13 protein-coding genes are annotated in these 19,096 nt (G+C 69.5%); 6 read left to right on the top strand and 7 right to left on the bottom strand.

Going from position 1 to position 19,096, the window contains the following annotated elements; translation table 11 throughout:
- Positions 1–23 precede the first annotated feature (23 nt).
- Entirely contained in the window at positions 24–1,085 is a 1,062-nt protein-coding gene (locus ABQ271_RS02010) for a LacI family DNA-binding transcriptional regulator (protein ID WP_349309883.1), read from the bottom strand.
- Positions 1,086–1,180: 95 nt separating this feature from the next.
- On the opposite strand from ABQ271_RS02010, the gene ABQ271_RS02005 reads away from it, so the two are divergent.
- The 4 genes from ABQ271_RS02005 to ABQ271_RS01990 are packed head-to-tail and all read left to right on the top strand — an operon-like array spanning position 1,181 to position 6,678.
- Positions 1,181–2,470, top strand: coding sequence for an extracellular solute-binding protein (locus ABQ271_RS02005; protein WP_349309882.1), 1,290 nt, complete (start codon positions 1,181–1,183; stop codon positions 2,468–2,470).
- 17 nt (positions 2,471–2,487) lie between these two features.
- A complete protein-coding gene (locus tag ABQ271_RS02000) occupies positions 2,488–3,486 on the top strand; it encodes a sugar ABC transporter permease (protein ID WP_349309881.1) in 999 nt (332 codons plus the stop codon).
- 8 nt (positions 3,487–3,494) lie between these two features.
- Complete coding sequence (locus ABQ271_RS01995; RefSeq protein ID WP_349310927.1) at positions 3,495–4,373, top strand: carbohydrate ABC transporter permease; 879 nt, start codon at positions 3,495–3,497, stop codon at positions 4,371–4,373.
- A 1-nt stretch (position 4,374) separates the two neighbouring features.
- Entirely contained in the window at positions 4,375–6,678 is a 2,304-nt protein-coding gene (locus ABQ271_RS01990) for a glycoside hydrolase family 3 N-terminal domain-containing protein (RefSeq protein WP_349309880.1), read from the top strand.
- Here the strand turns inward: ABQ271_RS01990 and ABQ271_RS01985 are convergent.
- From ABQ271_RS01985 to ABQ271_RS01975, 3 genes are read right to left on the bottom strand one after another with little or no spacing between them, the layout of a single operon-like run.
- Entirely contained in the window at positions 6,668–9,124 is a 2,457-nt protein-coding gene (locus tag ABQ271_RS01985) for a glycoside hydrolase family 3 C-terminal domain-containing protein (protein ID WP_349309879.1), read from the bottom strand. The two genes, ABQ271_RS01990 and ABQ271_RS01985, sit on opposite strands and share 11 nt — an antisense overlap.
- On the bottom strand, positions 9,121–11,397 hold the full coding sequence (gene yicI, locus ABQ271_RS01980) for an alpha-xylosidase (protein ID WP_349309878.1): 2,277 nt from the start codon (positions 11,395–11,397) through the stop codon (positions 9,121–9,123). Before yicI ends, ABQ271_RS01985 begins: the two co-directional genes overlap by 4 nt.
- On the bottom strand, positions 11,394–13,403 hold the full coding sequence (locus tag ABQ271_RS01975) for a beta-galactosidase (protein WP_349309877.1): 2,010 nt from the start codon (positions 13,401–13,403) through the stop codon (positions 11,394–11,396). Before ABQ271_RS01975 ends, yicI begins: the two co-directional genes overlap by 4 nt.
- A gap of 223 nt (positions 13,404–13,626) precedes the next feature.
- Here ABQ271_RS01975 and ABQ271_RS01970 point away from each other — a divergent pair, with 223 nt between their 5' ends.
- Together ABQ271_RS01970 and ABQ271_RS01965 are read left to right on the top strand one after the other, a co-directional pair.
- On the top strand, positions 13,627–14,598 hold the full coding sequence (locus tag ABQ271_RS01970; protein ID WP_349309876.1) for a LacI family DNA-binding transcriptional regulator: 972 nt from the start codon (positions 13,627–13,629) through the stop codon (positions 14,596–14,598).
- A 3-nt stretch (positions 14,599–14,601) separates the two neighbouring features.
- Positions 14,602–15,216, top strand: a complete 615-nt coding sequence (locus ABQ271_RS01965; RefSeq protein ID WP_349309875.1) for a YesL family protein — start codon at positions 14,602–14,604, stop codon at positions 15,214–15,216.
- 64 nt (positions 15,217–15,280) lie between these two features.
- Here ABQ271_RS01965 and ABQ271_RS01960 read toward each other — a convergent pair whose 3' ends face one another.
- Genes ABQ271_RS01960 through ABQ271_RS01950 form a run of 3 tightly spaced genes read right to left on the bottom strand, consistent with a single transcriptional unit; the run spans position 15,281 to position 19,001 of the window.
- Positions 15,281–17,029: an extracellular solute-binding protein gene (locus tag ABQ271_RS01960; RefSeq protein WP_349309874.1), complete on the bottom strand. Its 1,749-nt coding sequence runs from the start codon at positions 17,027–17,029 to the stop codon at positions 15,281–15,283.
- 37 nt (positions 17,030–17,066) lie between these two features.
- Positions 17,067–17,999: a carbohydrate ABC transporter permease gene (locus ABQ271_RS01955; protein WP_349309873.1), complete on the bottom strand. Its 933-nt coding sequence runs from the start codon at positions 17,997–17,999 to the stop codon at positions 17,067–17,069.
- A gap of 18 nt (positions 18,000–18,017) precedes the next feature.
- Positions 18,018–19,001, bottom strand: coding sequence for an ABC transporter permease subunit (locus tag ABQ271_RS01950; protein ID WP_349309872.1), 984 nt, complete (start codon positions 18,999–19,001; stop codon positions 18,018–18,020).
- Positions 19,002–19,096 lie beyond the last annotated feature (95 nt).

The following is a 19,096-nucleotide window of genomic DNA, read 5'->3' as shown; positions in this document are numbered from 1 at the left end:
CCGAGCGTGCTGTGAGGGATGCCTCAATCCGATCGGGGCGGCGCGGTCGTCGCCCGCGGGATGAGAGCCGTCGGCAGCCGCAGGTGCGTCACGGCGGGGATGCCGCCGCCCATGAACTCGAGCAGCATCGTGACCGCCTCGGCGCCGAGGCGCTGCATGGGCTGGCGGACGGTCGTCAGCGCGGGCACCGACTGGGAGGCATCCGGGACGTCGTCGAACCCGACGACGGAGAGATCCTCCGGCACCGAGAGCCCGTGTTCGTGCGCGACCCGGATGACCGTGAGGGCGGAGATGTCGTTGGCGGCGAACACCGCCGTCGGCCGGTCGGGCCGTCGCAGGAGTCGAGTAGCCGCCTCGCGGGCGATGTCCTCGACGTAGCGCCCTACGCCGACGAGGTCGGGGTCGAACGGGATGCGGGCGTCCTCGAGGGCGCGGCGATACCCGCCTTCGCGGAGCATCGACGAGCGGAGGTCGGGGCGGCCCGCGACGAACCCGATGCGGCGGTGCCCGAGCGAGACGAGATAGGCGACGGCGTGGCGGGCTCCCGCGAAGCTGTCGGACTCGACCATCGGGAGGTCGGCGGGGCCCGTGTGCGGATCGATCGCGACGACGGGCACGTCGGCCGTGACGTTGACGACCGTGGGGGTGACCATGATCACGCCGTCGACGAGGGTGCCGCTCAGGCGGCTCAGGGAGCGCCGTTCCCAGCCGTCGCTCGAGACCGCCCGCGATCCGCTGTAGGCGAGCAGGTCGAGCCGGGAGTCCCGGAGCGCGGCGCCCACGCCCTTCAGCACCTCGGCTGAGAACGGTTCGAAATCGGCCACGAGGACGCCGACGACGCCCGTGCGGCGCGCGCGCATGCTGCTCGCGACGAGGCTCGATTCGTAGCCGAGGTCCTGCACCGCGGCGAGCACGCGCTGCACCGTGGCGGGCGCGACGCCGTAGCGCCCGTTGACGGCTTTTGACACCGTGGCGACCGAAACGCCCGCCGCCGCGGCGACATCGTGGATCGTGGTGCGCCTTCGCATGGCTCGAAGCGTAGCCCCATGGAAAACATTTTCGAAAACGTTTGACGTGAGCGACAACAATTCCGACACTGGGACCGACCCGGCACGCACCGCCGGGACCACCCGCACCTCGAGGACCGAGCGTGCGACTCAATGAGGAGATTGGTGATCACATGAGGACCAGACGGTTCGCAGCGGGGCTCGCGGCATTCGCCGCGATGACACTCGCGCTCAGCGCATGTTCGGGCGACACGGGTGGCGGCAGTGGCGGCGGCGACGTCGAGATGACGCTGTGGCAGAACTCGACCACCGGCCCCGGTCAGCAGTTCTGGAAGGACGCCATCGCGGCCTTCGAGAAGGAGAACACCGGCGTCACGATCAAGATGCAGTCCGTCCAGAACGAGGACATGGACGGCAAGCTGCAGACCGCTCTCAACGCGGGCGACCCGCCCGACATCTTCCTCCAGCGCGGCGGCGGCAAGATGACCGCGATGGTCAACGCCGGCCAGCTGATGGACCTGACGGACCGCATCTCCGATGATGTCCGCGGCGAGATCTCCGAAGGCTCCTTCGCGGCCGAGACCTACCAGGACAAGGTCTGGGCGATGCCGCTCTCGGTGCTCCCGGGCGGCTTCTTCTACAGCCAGGACGCCTTCGACAAGGCGGGCATCTCCGACACCCCCACGACGATCGACGACCTCAAGAGCGACGTCGAGTCGCTGAAGGGCACCGGCATCGCACCCATCGCCCTCGGCGCGAAGGACGCGTGGCCCGCTGCGCACTGGTACTACTTCTTCGCCATCCGCGAGTGCAGCCCGAAGGTGATCGAGGCGACCGGCGATTCGAAGGACTTCAGCGACGAGTGCTGGACGCGCGCAGCTCAAGACCTCGTCGACTTCAACGGCATCTCGCCGTTCAACGAGGGCTTCCTCACGACCGCCGCCCAGCAGGGCGCCGGCAGCTCCGCCGGCCTCGTCGCCAACCGCAAGGCCGCGATGGAGCTCATGGGTGCGTGGGACCCGGGAGTGATCGCGTCGCTGACGCCGGATGAGAAGCCCCTCCCCGACCTCGCCTGGTTCCCGTTCCCCGAGATCTCGGGCGGCGACGGCGAGCCCGGATCGATGATGGGCGGAGTCGACGGCTACTCCTGCTCCGCGCAGGCACCGAAGGAGTGCGCCGACTTCCTGAACTTCATCGCGGGCTCCGAGCAGCAGACGAAGTACTACGAGGCGTTCCAGTCGCCGCCGGTCAACTCCGTCGCGCAGAAGGCGGTCACCGAGCCGTACCTGCAGCAGATCCTCGAGGCGTACAACAGCGCCCCGTTCGTCTCGCAGTGGCTCGACACCGTCCTCGGCCAGAACGTCGGCAATGCGCTGAACGTCGCGGTCGTCGACATGCTCGCCGGTGGCAGCGACCCGCAGAAGTTCATCGCCGCTGTCAACGCCGCAGGCGCGCAGGGCTGAACATGACCGTTCGCGAGATGTCCGCTTCGGACACCCCTGCTCTCGCGGCGCACGCCGGGGGCGGCGACTCGTCGCCCCCGGCACGGCCGCGGTCCCGCCGTCGGCGGGGCCTCGGCTGGTCGGGGCGACTGGAGGTCCTCCTCCTCGCCGGACCCGCCGTGATCTTCTTCGTCGGGTTCGTGATCCTGCCGGTGCTGATGGCCGCGTACTACGGCTTCTTCCGGTGGTCCGGGTTCGGGCCGGCAACCGACTTCGTCGGCTTGAAGAACTACATCACCATCTTCAGCGACCCGAACTTCCAGAGCGCACTGCTGCACAACGCCTTCATCGTCGTCATGTCGCTCGTTCTGCAGGGGCCGATCGCGATCGGGCTGGCGCTGCTGCTCAACCGCAAGATGCGGGGACAGTCCGTCATCCGCGTCCTCATCTTCGTGCCGTACGTCATCGCCGAGGTCGTCGTGGGCACCGGGTTCAGCCTGCTGCTGTCGACCAACGGCGCCGCCAACGGCATGCTCGACAAGCTCGGGCTGGGCGGCCTCACGCAGGACTGGCTCGCTGATCCGGGCATCGCCATCTGGACGCTCATGGCGATCCTGACCTGGAAGTACGTCGGCTTCGCCGTCATCCTCTTCCTCGCGGGACTCCAGGGCATTCCCGAGGAGCTCTACGAGGCGGCCGCCATCGACGGCGCGTCGTACTGGCAGATCCAGCGCCAGATCGCGCTGCCGCTGCTGGCACCGACCCTCCGCATCTGGGCGTTCCTGTCGATCATCGGCGCGCTGCAGCTGTTCGACCTCGTCTACATCATCTGGGGTCAGTACGTCTCGTCGGTCGCCGGCACCAACACCATGGCCATCTACATGGTCGTCACCGGCCGCAACGCCGGCAACTTCGGCTACGGCAACGCCGTCGCGGTCGTCATCTTCGTCATCTCGCTCGTCGTCGCGCTGTTCTACCAGCGCTTCGTGCTCCGCCGCGACACGGCAGGCGCCATCACAGAGAGGGGCGTGCAGTGAGCGCCACCATGACCCTCGTCACGGCACCGCCCGCCGACGACACCCGCGTCCGCCGCGCGCCGAAACCGAAGCTGCCGTGGGGCTCGCCCCTCGTCTACTTCGTCGCGCTCGCGGTCATCGCGCTCATGCTCGGCCCGGTGATCTACATCATCATCGGCGGCTTCCGCTCCAACTCCGCGATCACGGTCGACCCCGCCGGGTTCCCCGACCCGTGGAACTTCGGCAACTACATCGGCGTCGTCACGAGCGGACAGTTCTGGGGCCAGGTCGGCAACTCGACGTTCGTCGCCCTCGCGACGACGATCGGGGCCGTCGCGCTCGGACTCGCCGCGAGCTACGTCATCGCCCGCTATACGTTCCGAGGACGCGGAGTCCTCTACGCCCTGTTCGCCTCGGGACTGATGTTCCCCATCACCGTCGCGATCACGCCGCTGTACATCGTGATCCGCTCGCTCGGGCTCATGAACACCCTGCCGGGCATCATCCTTCCGCAGATCGCGTTCGCGCTGCCGACGACGATCATCATCCTGGTTCCCTTCCTGCGGGCGATCCCCGACGAGATCCAGGAGGCGGCGTCGATCGACGGATGCAGCCGGCTCGGGTTCTTCTGGCGGATGGTGCTGCCGCTCGCGGTGCCGGGTGTCATCACGGTCGGCATCCTGGCCTTCATCGGCAGTTGGAACGCGTACCTCCTCCCCCTGTTCATCCTCAACAACGAATCGCAGTTCACCCTCCCGCTGGGTGTGCAGGCGTTCTCGTCGCAGTACTCCGTCGACACGGCGCGCGTGCTCGCGTTCACCTCGCTCTCGATGCTCCCCGCACTGCTGTTCTTCAGCCTGTTCGAGCGGCGCATCGTGGGCGGTCTCACCGGAGCCGTGAAGGGCTGACATGACGGACAAGACGGTGCGCGCTTCGGCGCGCGTGCACGATCTGCTCGCGCAGATGACGCTCGAAGAGAAGGCCGCGCAGCTCGTCGGCTATTGGGTCGACCAGGGCGGCGAGGTCGTCGCTCCCCTCGCCGACGAGATGGTGACGACCACGAAGTACGCGGATGCCACGGCTCACGGCCTCGGCCATCTCACCCGTGTCTACGGCACGCGCCCCGTCGATCCGATCGAGCGCGCCGCCTGGCTCTGGGAGGAGCAGCGGCGTCTGCGCGCGGAGACCCGCCTCGGGATCCCCGCGATCGTCCACGAGGAATGCCTCACCGGCCTCGCCGCATGGAAGGCGGCGACCTACCCGACCCCGCTCGCGTGGGGGGCGTCGTTCGATCCCGAGCTCGTCGCCGAGATGGGCGCCGCGATCGGCGACTCGATGCGCGAGCTCGGCATCCATCAGGGGCTCGCCCCCGTGCTCGACGTCATCCGCGACCCGCGGTGGGGGCGCGTGGACGAGTGCATCGGTGAAGACCCCTACCTCGTCGGCACCGTGGGGACGGCGTACGTACGAGGGGTCCAGTCGGCGGGCGTCGACGCGACGCTGAAGCACTTCGTCGGGTACTCGGCGTCGCAGGCGGCGCGCAACCACGCCCCCGTGCACGCCGGTGCGCGCGAGGTCGCCGACGTGCTGCTGCCGCCGTTCGAGATGGCGATCCGCGACGGCGGCGCGGCATCCGTCATGAACTCCTACGCCGAGATCGACGGCGAGCCCGTCGGCGCGAGCGCGCACTACCTCGACGAGGTGCTGCGCGGCCGCCTCGGCTTCACGGGCCCGGTCGTCTCGGACTACTTCTCGGTCGCGTTCCTCCACTCGACACACGGGGTCGCCGCCGACCTGGGCGATGCCGCCGAGCAGGCGCTCCGCGCGGGTATCGACGTCGAACTTCCGACGGGTGATGCGTTCGCCGCTCCGATGCTCGAGCGCATCCGCTCCGGTGCGATGGATGCCTCGCTGCTCGACGCCGCCGTCCTCCGCGTCCTCGCGCAGAAGGAGCGCCTCGGCCTCCTCGACGAGACGTTCGAGACTCCCCCGACCGACGTCGACCTCGACGGCGAGCGCCACCGGGACCTCGCCCGGCGCCTCGCTGCAGAGTCGGTCGTACTCGTGACCAACGACGGCGCACTGCCGGCGGCATCCGCTCGTCGCATCGCGCTCATCGGGCCGAACGCCGACTCGGCGGAAGCGCTCATGGGCTGCTACTCATTCGTCAACCATGTGCTCGCGCACCACCCGGGGACGCCGCACGGCATCGAGCTCCCGACCGTCCGCGAGGCGGTGACCGCCGAGTACCCGGACGCCGAAATCACCTATCAGCCCGGATGCGGCGTGGAGGACCACGACGAGAGCGGGATCGCCGCCGCCGTCGACGCCGCGGCCGCCGCGGAGCTCGCGATCGTCGTCGTCGGCGACCGCGCCGGGCTGTTCGGGCGCGGAACCGTCGGCGAGGGCAACGACGTCGACGACCTGGAACTGCCCGGCATCCAGCGTCAGCTCGTGGAGCGCGTCGTCGCGACGGGGACCCCCGTCGTGCTCGTGATCCTGTCGGGACGCCCCTATGCGATCGGATGGGCGCTCGACGGCGACCACCGTGTCGCCGCGGCGGTGCAGTCCTTCTTCCCCGGCGAGGAGGGTGCCGACGCGATCGCCGGCATCCTGTCGGGGCGCCTGTCGCCGTCGGGCCGGCTTCCCGTCACCCTGCCGCGGTCCGCGGGGGCGCAGCCGTACAGCTACCTCCACCCGCGCCTCGGCGGCCCGATCGACGTGACGAGCGCCGACCCGACGCCCGTCCGTCCCTTCGGACACGGCCTCACGTACACGACCTTCGCGCACGAGGACTTGGCTGCACCCGCGACCGTGGCGGCCGGCGACACCGTCGAGGTCTCCGTCGTGGTCCGGAACACCGGTGACCGCGCCGGGGCGGACGTCGTCCAGCTCTACGCGCACGACCCCGTGGCCAGCGTGACCCGGCCGGTCGCGCAGCTCATGGCCTACCGCCGCGTCTCACTCGAGCCGGGCGAGAGCGCGCGCGTGGTGTTCGAGCTCCCGACCGCCCGCTTCGCCTTCACGGGGCGCGACGGCCGCCGCGTCGTCGAGCCGGGACGCATCGACCTCTGGGTCGGTCCGTCGTGCGCGGAGCGCGAGACGACCGCCGCTCTCGACGTGACCGGCGAGCACGCCGTCACCCCCGATGACGCGCGGATCGTCGCGGCGCGGGTCGACTCCCTCGCGGGCGCCGAGCTCGTCAGCCCGTGACCGTGAGCCCGGTCTCGACGGTGAGCACGTCGGCCGACGCGCCCGCCGCGAGGCGGTAGTCGCCCGGCTGCGCGCGGAGCGCCTCGCCGTCCCACACGGCGAGGCGCTCGACGGCGAAGCGGATCTGCGCCGTCCGCGTCGTGCCCGGCTCGACGCGGACGCGCGCGTACCCGAGGAGCAGACGAAGCGGCGCGGGGATCGGCAGTTCCGGCGCGAGCGCGTACAGCTGCACGAGCTCCTCGACAGCCCGAGCCGACCGGTTCGCCACCGTCACCGCCGCCGTCACGACCCGCTCGTCTCCGCGAGGATCGAGGGCGGGATGCCGGCGGGTGGGCGCGGGCGCTGCGATCAAGACGGCATCCACCTCGACGGCCTCGTAGACGACGTCGCCGTAGCCGAGCCCGTGCCCGAATGCGAAGGCGTACGGGGCGGGCTGATGCCGGTAGGTGGCCTGCTGGCGCCGGGTGTCGTAGTCGAAGAGGTCACCGGCCTGGTCGGGGTGCGCGGGCCAGGACTGCGCGAGGCGACCGGTCGGCTCGTGATCTCCGCTGAGGACGTCGAGAAGGCCGTGGCCGAGCTCCTGCCCGGCGTGGCTCGACCACACCACGGTCGCGGCATCGGCGGCATCCGCGAGGACGTAGGGGAAGCTCGAGACGATCGTCAGGACCGCCCGCGGGTTGGCCGCGTGCGCGGTCTGCCACAGGTCGGTCGCGGCGGCCGGCAGCAGCAGGTGCGCGCGGTCGACGGTCTCGCGGCCGGAGAGGTGCGGATCGTTGCCGACCGCGACCAGGACGACGTCGGCCGCCGCGGCGGCGCGGGCCACCTCGTCGCTCCCTCTCGTCACGGTCTCGACCTCGAAGCGCGCGGCATCGTCGAGGGTCACGCCCTCGGCGACGAGCAGACCGACGTCGCGCACGACACGCACCCACCGGCCCGAGCCGAGGTGCAGCAGCGACCATGATCCGTCCTCGTGCAGATGTCTGCGGAAGCTCTCCTGCACGACCCAGCCGCCCACCCGCTCGGCGTCGGCGCGCATCGGCCAGGCACCGCCGGTGAGCAGGAGACCGCTCGCCCGAGAACGCAGGGTGAGGATGCCGTCGCCCCAGTCGGTGACATCGAACAGGGTCGCGTCGGTCCGTGTGTCGGCGACGGCGTCGATGAGCGCACCGTCGGCGCTCGCGGCCACATAGCCGGAGGGGGCGCGGAACGCGACGGTGTCGGCACCCGTGACGACCTCGACCGTCGCCGCCGGGTATCGGTCGCGCACCCCCTGCGCGATGCCCACCGCGTAGGGCGGTGTGCCCGAGTACCAGTCGGTGAGGACCGAGTCGGCGAGGGGACCGATGACGGCGACCGACGTCGGCTCGGACAGCGGGAGGATGCCGGCGTCGTTCCGGAGCAGAACGACCTGGCGGGCGGCGACTTCGCGGGCCAGCTCCCGCGCGGCGGGCGTGTCGAACTCGTCGGCGCCGATCGCGGCGTACGGGTCGTCGCCGCCGTCGAACTCGCCCGTGCGGAGGCGCATTTCCAGCAGGCGCAGCAGGGCGGCATCCACGTCGTCCTCGGTGAGCAGTCCCTGCGCGAGCGCGCCGCGGACCGCCTCGAGGCTCGGCGTCGGGTCGGGACCGTCGTCGGTGAACGAGTCCATGCCACTTCTCACCAGGGCGGCGGCGCCGTGCACTTTGTCGGGCTGCGCGCGCTGGATCGAGACGAGGAAGCTCGGCGCACCGGCATCCGACACCACCGCGATCGACTCGTCGCTCCAGCTGCGCGCCTCGGCGACGAGCTCGGGCTGCGTGTGCGCCGGGACCCCGTTGACCCGGTTGTAGGCGAGCATCATGCTGCCCGCGACCTTCTGCTCGATGGCGGGCCGGAATGCGGGCAGCTCCTCTTCATGAAGGGTGCGCGGCGACATCTCGGACGACGTCGCCGACCGGTCGGTCTCGTTGCTGTACGCCAGGAAGTGCTTCAGCGAGGGGACCGTCTTCCAGACGCGCGGATGGTCGCCGCGGAGCCCGCGACTGTAGGCCGCGCCGAGCTGGCCCGTGTAGTGCGGGTCCTCGGAATACCCTTCCTCGTTGCGCCCCCACGCGGGATGCCGCAGCGTGTTGACGACCGGCGCCCACACGTTCAGGTCGACGTCCGCGCCCGACGCGCGCTTGGCGCGCACCTCGGTCGCGACGAGGTCGCCGACGCGGGTCACGAGCTCGGGATCCCACGTCGCCGCGAGCCCGACGGGCTGCGGGAACACGGTCGCGACCCCCACCCACGCGAGGCCGTGCAACGCCTCGCACCCGGTGTGGAACGAGCGGATGCCGAGGCGCTCCACCGCGGGCATGGCCTGGTGGAGCATCGCGATGCGCTCCGCCGCGGTCAGCCGGTCGAGCAGGTCTCGGGACCGCTCGGCGAGCGGCAGGTCCGTGCGACGGAAGGCGCCGTCCGTCACGGGGCGACCTCCAGCGAGACCGTCCCCGCACCGACGACGGAGGCTGTCCGCTCGCCGACCTGCAGGCTCCACGGCGCGCGGGTATCCGTCGACTCCGCCGTGATCCGACCACCCTCGCGGCGGACGCGGAACACCGTCGCGGGGGCGCCGTCGTGGCCCGGCACGACCGTCTCGGCGTCGTATCCGTCGGGCAGTTCGAAGCAGCGGAGCGTCACGCCGTCGGCCCAGTCGTAGTCGGGCCGGTCCTCGCGCGCACCCCACGGCAGCACGGTTCCGGGCCGCACCCGCAGCGGCACCGAGTCGTAGCCGTGGCGCTCGGACCGCCAGGTCCGCCCGTCCGCGACGTCGCCGGCGAGAAGAGAGGTCCACCGCCCGTCGGGCAGGTAGTACTCGACGCTGCCATCCTCGGAGAACACCGGCGCGACCATGAGGGCATCGCCCAGCATGTACTGCACGTCGGCGTCGTGCGTCGTGCGGTCGCCGGGGAACTCCAGCACGAGCGGACGCATCATCGGAATGCCGCCGGCGTGGGCCTCCTCCGCGACACGGGCGAGGTACGGCATGAGGCGAAGCTTCAGCCGCGTGAACAGGCGCGTCACCTCGACGGCCTCCTCGTCGAACGCCCACGGCACGCGGACCGAGCCCGAGCCGTGCAGCCGCGAGTGCGACGAGAGCAGCCCGAACGCCAGCCAGCGCTTGAAGACACCGGCATCCGGAGTCCCCTCGAACCCGCCGATGTCATGGCTCCAGTAGCCGAAGCCGCTCATCGCCAGCGACAGGCCACCGCGGAGCGTCTCGGCCATCGACAGGAGCGTCGAGTCGTTGTCGCCGCCCCAGTGCACGGGGAACTGCTGGCCGCCCGCGGTCGCCGACCGCGCGTAGAGGACCGCCTCGCCGACGCCGCGCTCCTCCTCGAGCACCCGGAAGACGATCTCGTTGTAGAGCTGCGGGTAGTAGTTGTGCATGCGCTGCGGGTCGGAGCCGTCGTGCCAGGCGACGCCCTCGGTCGGGATGCGCTCACCGAAGTCCGTCTTGAAGCTGTCGGCCCCCTGCCGCACGAGCCGGCGCAGGTGCTCGGCGTACCACTCGGCTGCCTCGGGGTTGGTGAAGTCGACGATGGCCATGCCGGCCTGCCACATGTCCCACTGCCAGACGCCGCCGTCGGTCGTCTTCAGGACGTACCCGCGCTCGGCCGCCTCCTCGAAGATCGCGGAGCGCTGCGCGATGTAAGGGTTGATCCACAGCGAGATGTTGAGACCCCTCTCCCGCAAGCGCGCGAGCTGCCCATCGGGGTCAGGGAACATGCGCGGATCCCACGTGAAGTCGGTCCACTGGTACTCCCGCATCCAGAAGCAGTCGAAGTGGAACACCGACAGCGGCAGCTCCCGCTCGGCCATTCCGTCGACGAACTCCGTCACGCTGGCCTCGTCGTAGGCGGCGGTGAACGACGTCGTCAGCCACAGCCCGAACGACCAGGCCGGCACGCGGGCAGGCCTGCCGGTCAACGCCGTGTAGCGACGCAGCACGTCCTTCGGCTCGGGGCCGGCGATGACGTAGTAGTCGAGCGTCTCGCCCGGGACGGAGAACTGCACGCGCGAGTTGATTTCGGAGCCGACCTCGAACGAGACCGCGTCAGGGCTGTCGACGAAGACCCCGTAGCCGCGGCTCGTCAGGTAGAACGGGACGGACTTGTAGGCCTGCTCGCTCGACGTACCGCCGTCGGCGTTCCACGTCTCGATCGACTGGCCGTTCTTGGTGAACGCACCGAAGCGCTCCCCGAAGCCGTAGACGCGCTCGCCCGGTTCGATCGAAAGCTGCTGATGCACCCAGGTCCCGTCGGCGCGGGTCATGTGACCGATCGACCGCGGCAGGGAGGTGGTGAGCACCTTGTCGCCCTGTTCGAACGCGATCCGCCATGCGCCGTCACGCGAGACGCGCACGCGGAGGTCACCGGCATCCAACACGCCCTCGGCCTCGTCGACCGAGACGACGGGCGTGTACCCCTCCTCAGTCGTCACCGCGAAGTCGGGGCCTCGATGACGCCCGCCCGCATGGCGCTGCACGCGCACCCGGATGACGCCCGGCGCGGGCGCCGAAAAGGTCGTCGTGATCATCGGCCGGTTGAGAGTGTCGCCGCGGTGACGGATGACGGATGTCGGCGCGAAGACGGTGAGGCTGCCGGCCTCGGCGTCGGCGCGGATGTCATCCACCGAGGTCGCGTACAGCCCGGTCACTCCTGGCCTCATGAGCCAATAGCCGTCGGTGAACTTCATGTCATTCGCCTTTCCATCACGACCCGCGCGTCCCCCCTCGGGACCACCACGCGATCGTCCATCTCGTCATCCGTCAACAGGTCGATCCAGGCTCCGGCGAGCGGGATCGCCGCATCCCCACGGCCGCGGTTCAGGAGGAACAGCGCATCACCGCGCCGCACGGCTTCGACGCCCTCGGGCGGATCGGCGATCGCACCCGCGACCCTCGCCGCGGCCAGCGCGTCCGCCAGGATCGCGTCGAGCAGATCGTCGCCGACCACCGCGCCCACGTACCAGGCCGAGCCGTTCCGCGTGACGACGGGGCGACCCGCGTGATCGCCGGACGCGAAGTGCGCGAGGGTCTCAGCGCCGTCCGACCGGAGCTTCTCGCCGAGGACGTGGGCGACGGATGCCGGCCACCGCCCGTCAGCCGATTCGACCGCGACACCGTCGTCGGGGAGCCCCATCCACTCCTCGCCGCTGACGCCGAGGAGGTCGCGGAGGAGCGCCGGGGACCGGCCCGTCAGGATGTGTCCGCGCTCGTCGGCGACGCCGCTGAACGGGCCGACGACGACCTGCGCGCCACGCTCGGCGGCTTCCGTCAGGCGCGCGGCATCCTCGGGTCGCAGGACGTAGCCGTGGGGCAGGAGGACGAGGTCGTACTCCGCGAGGTCGGCGCCGAAGCGGACCACGTCGACCGGGACCGAGCGTCGCCACAGCGGGCGGTACCACCGTCGGATCTGCTCGAGTCCGTCGAACCGGGTCGTCGGGCGCGCGGGTTCCTCCGAGGCCCACCACGACGGCCAGTCGAACAGCACGGCCGTGCGCGCGGCGATGCGCTCTCCCGCGACGGAGTGCAGCCGCTGCAGGTCCGAGCCCTGTCGACGGACGCCCTCGAAGACCTCGGTGTCGGCTCCGGCGTGCGGCAGCATCGCGGAGTGGAAGCGCTCCGCGCCCGCGGTCGACTGCCGCCACTGGAAGAAACAGATGCCGTCGGCGCCGCGCGCGACGGCCTGCAGCGAGTCCAGTCGTGCCCGCGCGGGGGTTTTCGGGAGGTTGTGCGGACGCCACTGGACGGCGCTGATCGCCTGCTCCATCAGCATCCACGGCCGCCCGCCGCCGAGACCGCGCATGAGATCCTGCACGAAGGCCATGTCGGCGGGGCTGTCGGGATCGGCCGGATCGGGGTACTGATCGTCGCTCACGATGTCGACCTCGTCCGACCACGACCAGTAGTCGACGTGCGCGAACGCGCCCATGAAGTTGGTCGTGATGGGCTGGGTCACGCCCGCCTCGCGGATGGTGTCGCGGAGCTCGCGGTAGCACTCGCGGAGCTCGTCCGACGTGAACCGGCGGAAGTCGAGCGACTGCGTCGGGTTGATCAGGTACGGCGCACGGCGGGGCGGCAGGATCTCGGCGACGTCGGAGTACCGCTGCGCCCAGAACGCCGTCCCCCACGCCCGGTTGATCTCCTCGATCGAGCCGTAGCGGCGCAGCAACCACGCGCGGAACGCGCGGGCCGCCTCATCGCCGTGGTCGATCTGCCCGTACTCGTTGCCGACATGCCACATCCGTACGGCGGGATGCTGCGCATAGCGCGCGGCGAGGTCCGCCGTGATGGCGCGCGCGGCATCCCGGTAGACCCGCGAGGACGGCGAGAACTGATTGCGCGAGCCCGCGACAAGCCGGACGCCGTCGCGGTCGACGGGCAGCGTCTCGGGATGCCGCACCCCGAGCCACGGCGGCGGCGAGGCGGTCGGCGTCGCGAGGTCGACGGCGATGCCGCCCGCGTGCAGCAGATCGAGGACCTCGTCGAGCCAGCCGAACTCCCGCGCACCCGGGGTCGGCTCGAGCTCGGCCCAACTGAACACTCCGACCGTCACGAGGTTCACGCCGGCGCGCTGCATGAGGGCGACATCCTCACGCCACACCTCCGGCGACCACTGCTCGGGGTTGTAGTCCCCGCCGAACAGGACGCCGCGCTCGGCCGAGAGGTCTGCGAAGGCCTCGACGGCGGGGGAGTTCATGACCGGACGGGCCTTTCAGCGATGTGGACGACAGTGTCGAAGCGCTTCAACAATTCCAACCTATACTAGCGATGACGACCGTGTCCATCGGTCGGCAGGGCGGCGCTCCGGGCGCGAACCGAGCCGATACGCTCGACCCATCCCCACGCGTCGAGGCCGACGCCGGGACCGGGTCGACGGCTCGGAAGGCGGACGGACTCACGCCGTCGGAGAAGGAGTGTCCATGCCCACGATCGCCGATGTGGCCCAGGCCGCCGGAGTGTCCATCTCGACGGTGTCCTACGTGATGAGCGGCAAGCGGACGATCTCGCAGGAGACCCGTGACCGTGTCGAGCAGGCCATGGTCGATCTGGCGTACAGCCCGCAGGCGAGTGCGCGCTCGCTCGCCTCCCGCTCGACGAGCGTGCTCGGACTCCAAGCGCCGATCCGCGCCGGGGTCGACGTGCACGTCGTCATGCAGATCGTCGCGGGCGCGCTGAAGGAAGCCCGCGCGCACCACCACGACATCCTGCTCCTCACGAGCGACGACGCCGCAGGCGTCGAGCGCGCCGCGCGGGCCGGCATGGTCGACGGCGTCCTCATCCTCGACGTCGAGACGAGCGACCCGCGTGTCGGCACGCTCGCCGAGCTCAGCATCCCGAGCGTCCTCATCGGCCTTCCCGAGGGTGCCGACCAGCTCGTCTGCGTCGACTTCGACTTCGAGGCAGCCGGCCGCCTCGCGGCGACGCGCCTCGCCGAGCGCGGACACCGGACGGTCGCGCTGCTCGGCGCCCCGGCGCAGGTGCAGGCTCGGCACACTTCCTATTCCGACCGTCTGACCCGTGGGTTCCGCGCGGCGAGCGCCGAGGCGGGTCTCACCGCGACGATCCACTCCTGCCCGGCCGGCCCCGGCGCCACCGAGGTCGTCGATGCGCTCCTGGCCGACTCCCCCGAGACGACGGCGCTCTTCGTGCACAACGAGGCGGCCCTGCCGTTCATCGCGGCGCGGCTGTTGGGCTCGGCGTCGCCGATCGAGATCGTCGCGCTGAGCCCCGCAGAACTCGCCCTCCCCGTTCCCGGCGTCTCGGACGTGATCGACCTGCCGGCCGAGGAGCTCGGCGCGGCGGGGGCCCGCGCGTTGCTGGCGGCGATCCGCGGCGAGCGGCAGCTCGGGGCCGAACTCCTCGCGCCCCGCTTCGCCGGCGAGGCGGGCTGAGCCGTGCAGATCGACCCCGAGAACCGCGCCGTCCAGGGCCTGTCGTCGTTCCTCGAATTCGTGGCCCTCAACATCCTGTTCCTCCTCTGCTGCGTCCCGATCGTCACCATCGGGGCAGCGACGAGCGCGCTCCTCGAGGTAACGCGGCGCTACGCCGATGAGGAGGGTGGCCGCCCCGTGCGGGACTTCCTCCCCGCACTGGCGCGCAACTTCCTGCCGGCGACCGGATTGAGCCTGATCCTCCTCGGGGCGAGCGTCGCGCTCGCGTTCAGCGGGGTCTTCTGGCTCTCTGCGCCCGAGCCCCTCCTCACCGGTCTCGCCGCGCTGGCCTTCGCGGCATCCGCCTATGCTGTCGCCGCTTTCATCCATGCGATGGGACTCGTCGCGGCCTACCGCGCGCCCTTCCGTCAGACCCTGAAGAACGCCGTACTGCTCCCGGCGGCCGAGCCGCTTCGGACCCTCGCTCTCATCGTGATCCCCGTCACGGTGGTCTGCCTCGTGATCGTCTTCCCGCCGACGATCTTCCTCGTCGCCACGATCGGCTTCTCCGTCGGCGCCTACGGCTGCGCGTTCCTCTTCCGCAGCATCTACCGCCGACGGTCCGGCACCGCAGCCTGAGACACCACGCGAAAGGGCCCCGCCGGAGTACCGGCGGGGCCCTTCGTCACTACTGCGGGTGCGCTCAGCCGAACTCCGCCGTGACCGCCTTGCGAGCCGCATCCTGCTCTTCGGCCTTGGACATGTCGACCTCGAGGACCTTGTCGTAACCGAGGCCCTTCGCGGTCTCCTGCAGCGAGCTGAGCAGCGAGTCGAACTGGCTGTCGCTCTCGGCGAAGACCATCTGCCACGACGTCTGCACGATCGACGCCTTGACCTGGTTGCGGAGCGTCTCGATCTCCGACGAGTCCGTCGGCGCGGTGTAGCTGGCGCCGGCGCCCACGAGGAGCTGGTCGTTGTCCCGCAGGTAGTCGATCGTCGTCGGGGCGCCCATCTTCGCGTTCCAGTCGTCGGTCACCGGGTTGCTCGTCTCGGCCTGGTAGCTCGGCCACATCTTGTAGCTGTACGGGAAGCCGGTGTTGGGGTCCGTGTCGACCGGGAGAACGGCACTGATGTTCAGCTGCGAGGCGCCGTCGATGTAGCTGCCCCCACCCCACTCGGTGGGAACCTCGGCGTCGCCCTCGAAGAAGATCTTGTGACCGAGCTCGGTGAGCTCCGGCTCGCCCTCGGCGTTGACCTCCCACGTGAGCTTCTCGGGACCGGCGGCGCCCTGTGTCTGGCTGTTGTTGGCCAGGGCGCCCTCCGACGAGAACAACCAGTCGATGAACGCGGCGATGCGCTCGGGGTCCTCGGCCTTGGCGCCGATCGCGAAGACCTGCTTGCCGCCGTAGGCCTCGGCGCCGTAGGAGAAAATCTTCATGTCGTCCATCGGCGCCATCATGAAGCCGCGGCCCTCGTTCACGTTGGCGTCGGTGTTGTAAGCGGCCTGCCCCAGCCACGGCCAGAACGAGAACAGCACCTGCCCGTTCTGGTACTTCGTCCACAGGGTGTCGTAGTTCTGCGTCGTCGAGTCGGGGTCGAGGAGGCCGAGCTTGTTCGCCTCGTGGAAGAAGCGCAGCGCGCGCACGTACTGGCCGTCGTCGTCGAGGATTCCCTGGTACTCCGAGCCGTCGCCCTTCGCGAGGGCGAAGCCCACCTCGTCGAAGCCGTAATAGGTGGTGGGCTGCTTCGCATTGTTGAGCATGTTGCCGTCCCAGTCCTTGAACAGCGACAGCGCGTACGTCTTCTGTCCGTTGGGGGCGGTGGGCTCGGCATCCTGCATCTTCTTCAGCACCGGCAGGAGATCTTCGAGCGTGCCGATCTCGGGGTAGCCGGCCTCTTTGTAGAGGTCCCAGCGCAGGTACGGGCCGAACGTCGGGTCGAGACCCTCGGAGGGCTCGGTCGGCTTGAGTGAGGAGACCTGCGAGGGGAACGCGTACGTCCCGTCGGCGCCCTCGTTGATCTTGTCGACGGCGGCATCGAAGCGGCCGACGTTCTTCATGGCCGGGTAGAAGCTGGCCGAGTCGAGCAGCAGGCCGCCCTCGGTGAGCTCCTCGAGGCGCTGACCCTTGTCGGTGATGATGAGGTCGCCGAGGTCTCCCGCGGTGACGCGCGTGTTGAAGAGCGTGTCACCACCGCCGGCGACGTTCGGGGCGATGATGTTCAGCTTCATGTTGAACTTGTCCTCGACGAGCTTGCCGAACCAGCCCTCCTGCATCCCCATGTAGTTGGCGAGGCCGTCGAACACGTCGATGGTGATGGGCTTGTCCCACGAGGTGGGGAACGCGGTGATCTCCTCGCGTTTCTCCGTTGCGGCGGGACCGGTGCAGGCGCTCAGCAGCCCGACCGTCGCCAGGGCGGCGAGGGCCCCGGCGGTCTTCCTTGATAGCTTCATTGCTTTCCTCTCGGTGGTGTGACCGTGATGGTCGGGTTCAGCCCTTGACCGCGCCGAGCATGATGCCCTTGACGAAGAAGCGCTGGAACAGCGGGTAGACGAAGATGATGGGCAGGATGACGATGACCGAGATCGTCATCCGGATCGACGTGGGCGTCTGACTCGTGGCCGCGTCCACGATCGAGCTGATGTTGCCGCCGTTCTGCATGGCCTGGGCCAGGCTGTTGGCCTGGTTGATGAACATGTAGAGCAGGTACTGCAGCGTGTAGAGGCTCTGATCGGTGATGTAGATGAGGGTGTCCTGGAAGCTGTTCCACTGCGCGACGGCCGAGAAGATGGCCACGGTCGCGAGGATCGGCGTCATGTTCGGCAGGTAGATGCGGAAGAACACCTGCAGGATGTTCGCCCCGTCCATCTCGGCCGCTTCCTGCAGCTCCGACGGCATCGCCTCGACGTAGGTCTTGACGAGGATGATGAAGAACGGCTGCACGACGAACGGCAGGACGTAGACCCAGAAGTTGTTCGTGAGCCCGAGGTTGCGGATCACGATGAAGACCGGGATCAGGCCCGCGCTGAAGTACATCGTGATGATGACGAAGCGGTACCAGAACTTGCGCCCCCACATCCGGCTCTGGGTGAACATGAAGCCGAGGAACGCCGAGGCGAGGACGGCGGCGACGGTGCCGAGGACCGTACGGCCGACCGAGACGATGGCTGCCTGCGTCAGTCCGCCGAGCTGGAAGACCTGCTCGTAGTTCGCGAAGTGGATGCCGGTGGGCAGCCAGCGCACTTCGCCGAGAGCGGCGAGGTCGTTGGAACTGATCGAGTTGATGATCAGGTAGTAGAACGGGTACGCGCAGACGAAGGCGAGCGCGAGGAACACCGAGTAGTTGACGATCGCGAAGACCGCGCGGCCCGAGACGTCGGCGTCGCGGCGCACGGCGCGGCGGGTGGGAGTCGTGGTGACCATGAGACGGGGGCTCCTGACTCAGACGATGGATTCGCCGCGGACGCGCTTGGCGATCCCGTTGACGGTGAACAGCAGGATCACGGAGATGAGGCTCTTCAACATGCCGATCGCCGTCGCCATCGACAGGTTGTTGCCCGTCATGCCGATGTTGTAGACGTACAGATCGAGCACTTGGATGTGCTCCTTGTTGAAGGCGTTCTGGAAGACGAAGTACTGCTCCATGCCGTTGTTGAGCAGGTTCGCGATCGACAGCAGCAGGAGCACGAGGTAGGTCGGCATGAGCTGCGGCACCGTGATGTACCACATCTTCTGAAAGCGCCCCGCGCCGTCGATCTCGGCCGACTCGTAGAGCGACTGGTCGATGCCGGCGATGGCGGCGAGGTAGATGATCGCGCCCCAGCCGAGTCCCTTCCAGACCGACCAGAGGGTCATCGTCAGCCAGACGTTCTGGTCGGTGTCGAGGAACTTCACGGGCGTGGTGATGAGTCCGGCATCCGACAGGACCCCGTTGACGAGCCCCGAGCTCGAGAAGAGCGAGAAGGCGATCATGTAGACGAGCACCCACGAGATGAAGTTCGGCAGGGTCGTCAAGGTCTGGACGGCATTGCGGAACCAGGGAGCGCGGATCTCGTTGAGGAAGATCGCGAAGGCGAGCGGCAGAACCGAGGTCGCGATGCCGAGGAAGCTGATCGCGAGGGTGTTGACGACGACCTGACCGACCTGGGCGACCTGGGTCGGCGAGCTGACCAGCAGCTGGAACCACTGCAGCCCCACGAAGTCGCTGCCGGCGAGGCCGAGAGCCGGACGGTAGTCGAAGAGCGCGTAGATCCACCCGTAGAGGGGGAAGTAGGAGAAGAGGAAGACGAGCACCAGGAACGGCACGATGCAGAGGAACATCCGGAACGAGCGCCGGTTCTTCGACACCGGTCGCTCGGTGCGGTGCGGGGTCTTCTCTTCGATCGTCGCGGCCGCGGCCTCGGTGACGATCGCCTGCTGCGTCATCGGACGCGCCGCTTCGGGCGCTCGAACATGTGCCGGGTCATCTCACTCCTTCGTGACCGATATGTTGCGTCGAGCAACTATCGAACCGCTTCGAA

The organism is Microbacterium sp. MM2322 (assembly GCF_964186585.1).
GTDB lineage: Bacteria > Actinomycetota > Actinomycetes > Actinomycetales > Microbacteriaceae > Microbacterium.
Note: the sequence above shows the minus strand (reverse complement) of the source record. Positions and strands in the feature narration are given on the sequence as shown.

Coding starts and splice junctions, on each gene's coding strand:
- ABQ271_RS01995 (WP_349310927.1), top strand. CDS start 3,495: ATGACCCTCGTCACGGCACCGCCCGCCGACGACACCCGCGTCCGCCGC.
- ABQ271_RS01970 (WP_349309876.1), top strand. CDS start 13,627: ATGCCCACGATCGCCGATGTGGCCCAGGCCGCCGGAGTGTCCATCTCG.
- ABQ271_RS02000 (WP_349309881.1), top strand. CDS start 2,488: ATGTCCGCTTCGGACACCCCTGCTCTCGCGGCGCACGCCGGGGGCGGC.
- ABQ271_RS01975 (WP_349309877.1), bottom strand. CDS start 13,403: ATGAACTCCCCCGCCGTCGAGGCCTTCGCAGACCTCTCGGCCGAGCGC.
- ABQ271_RS01950 (WP_349309872.1), bottom strand. CDS start 19,001: ATGACGCAGCAGGCGATCGTCACCGAGGCCGCGGCCGCGACGATCGAA.
- ABQ271_RS01955 (WP_349309873.1), bottom strand. CDS start 17,999: ATGGTCACCACGACTCCCACCCGCCGCGCCGTGCGCCGCGACGCCGAC.
- ABQ271_RS01960 (WP_349309874.1), bottom strand. CDS start 17,029: ATGAAGCTATCAAGGAAGACCGCCGGGGCCCTCGCCGCCCTGGCGACG.
- ABQ271_RS02005 (WP_349309882.1), top strand. CDS start 1,181: ATGAGGACCAGACGGTTCGCAGCGGGGCTCGCGGCATTCGCCGCGATG.
- ABQ271_RS01990 (WP_349309880.1), top strand. CDS start 4,375: ATGACGGACAAGACGGTGCGCGCTTCGGCGCGCGTGCACGATCTGCTC.
- yicI (WP_349309878.1), bottom strand. CDS start 11,397: ATGAAGTTCACCGACGGCTATTGGCTCATGAGGCCAGGAGTGACCGGG.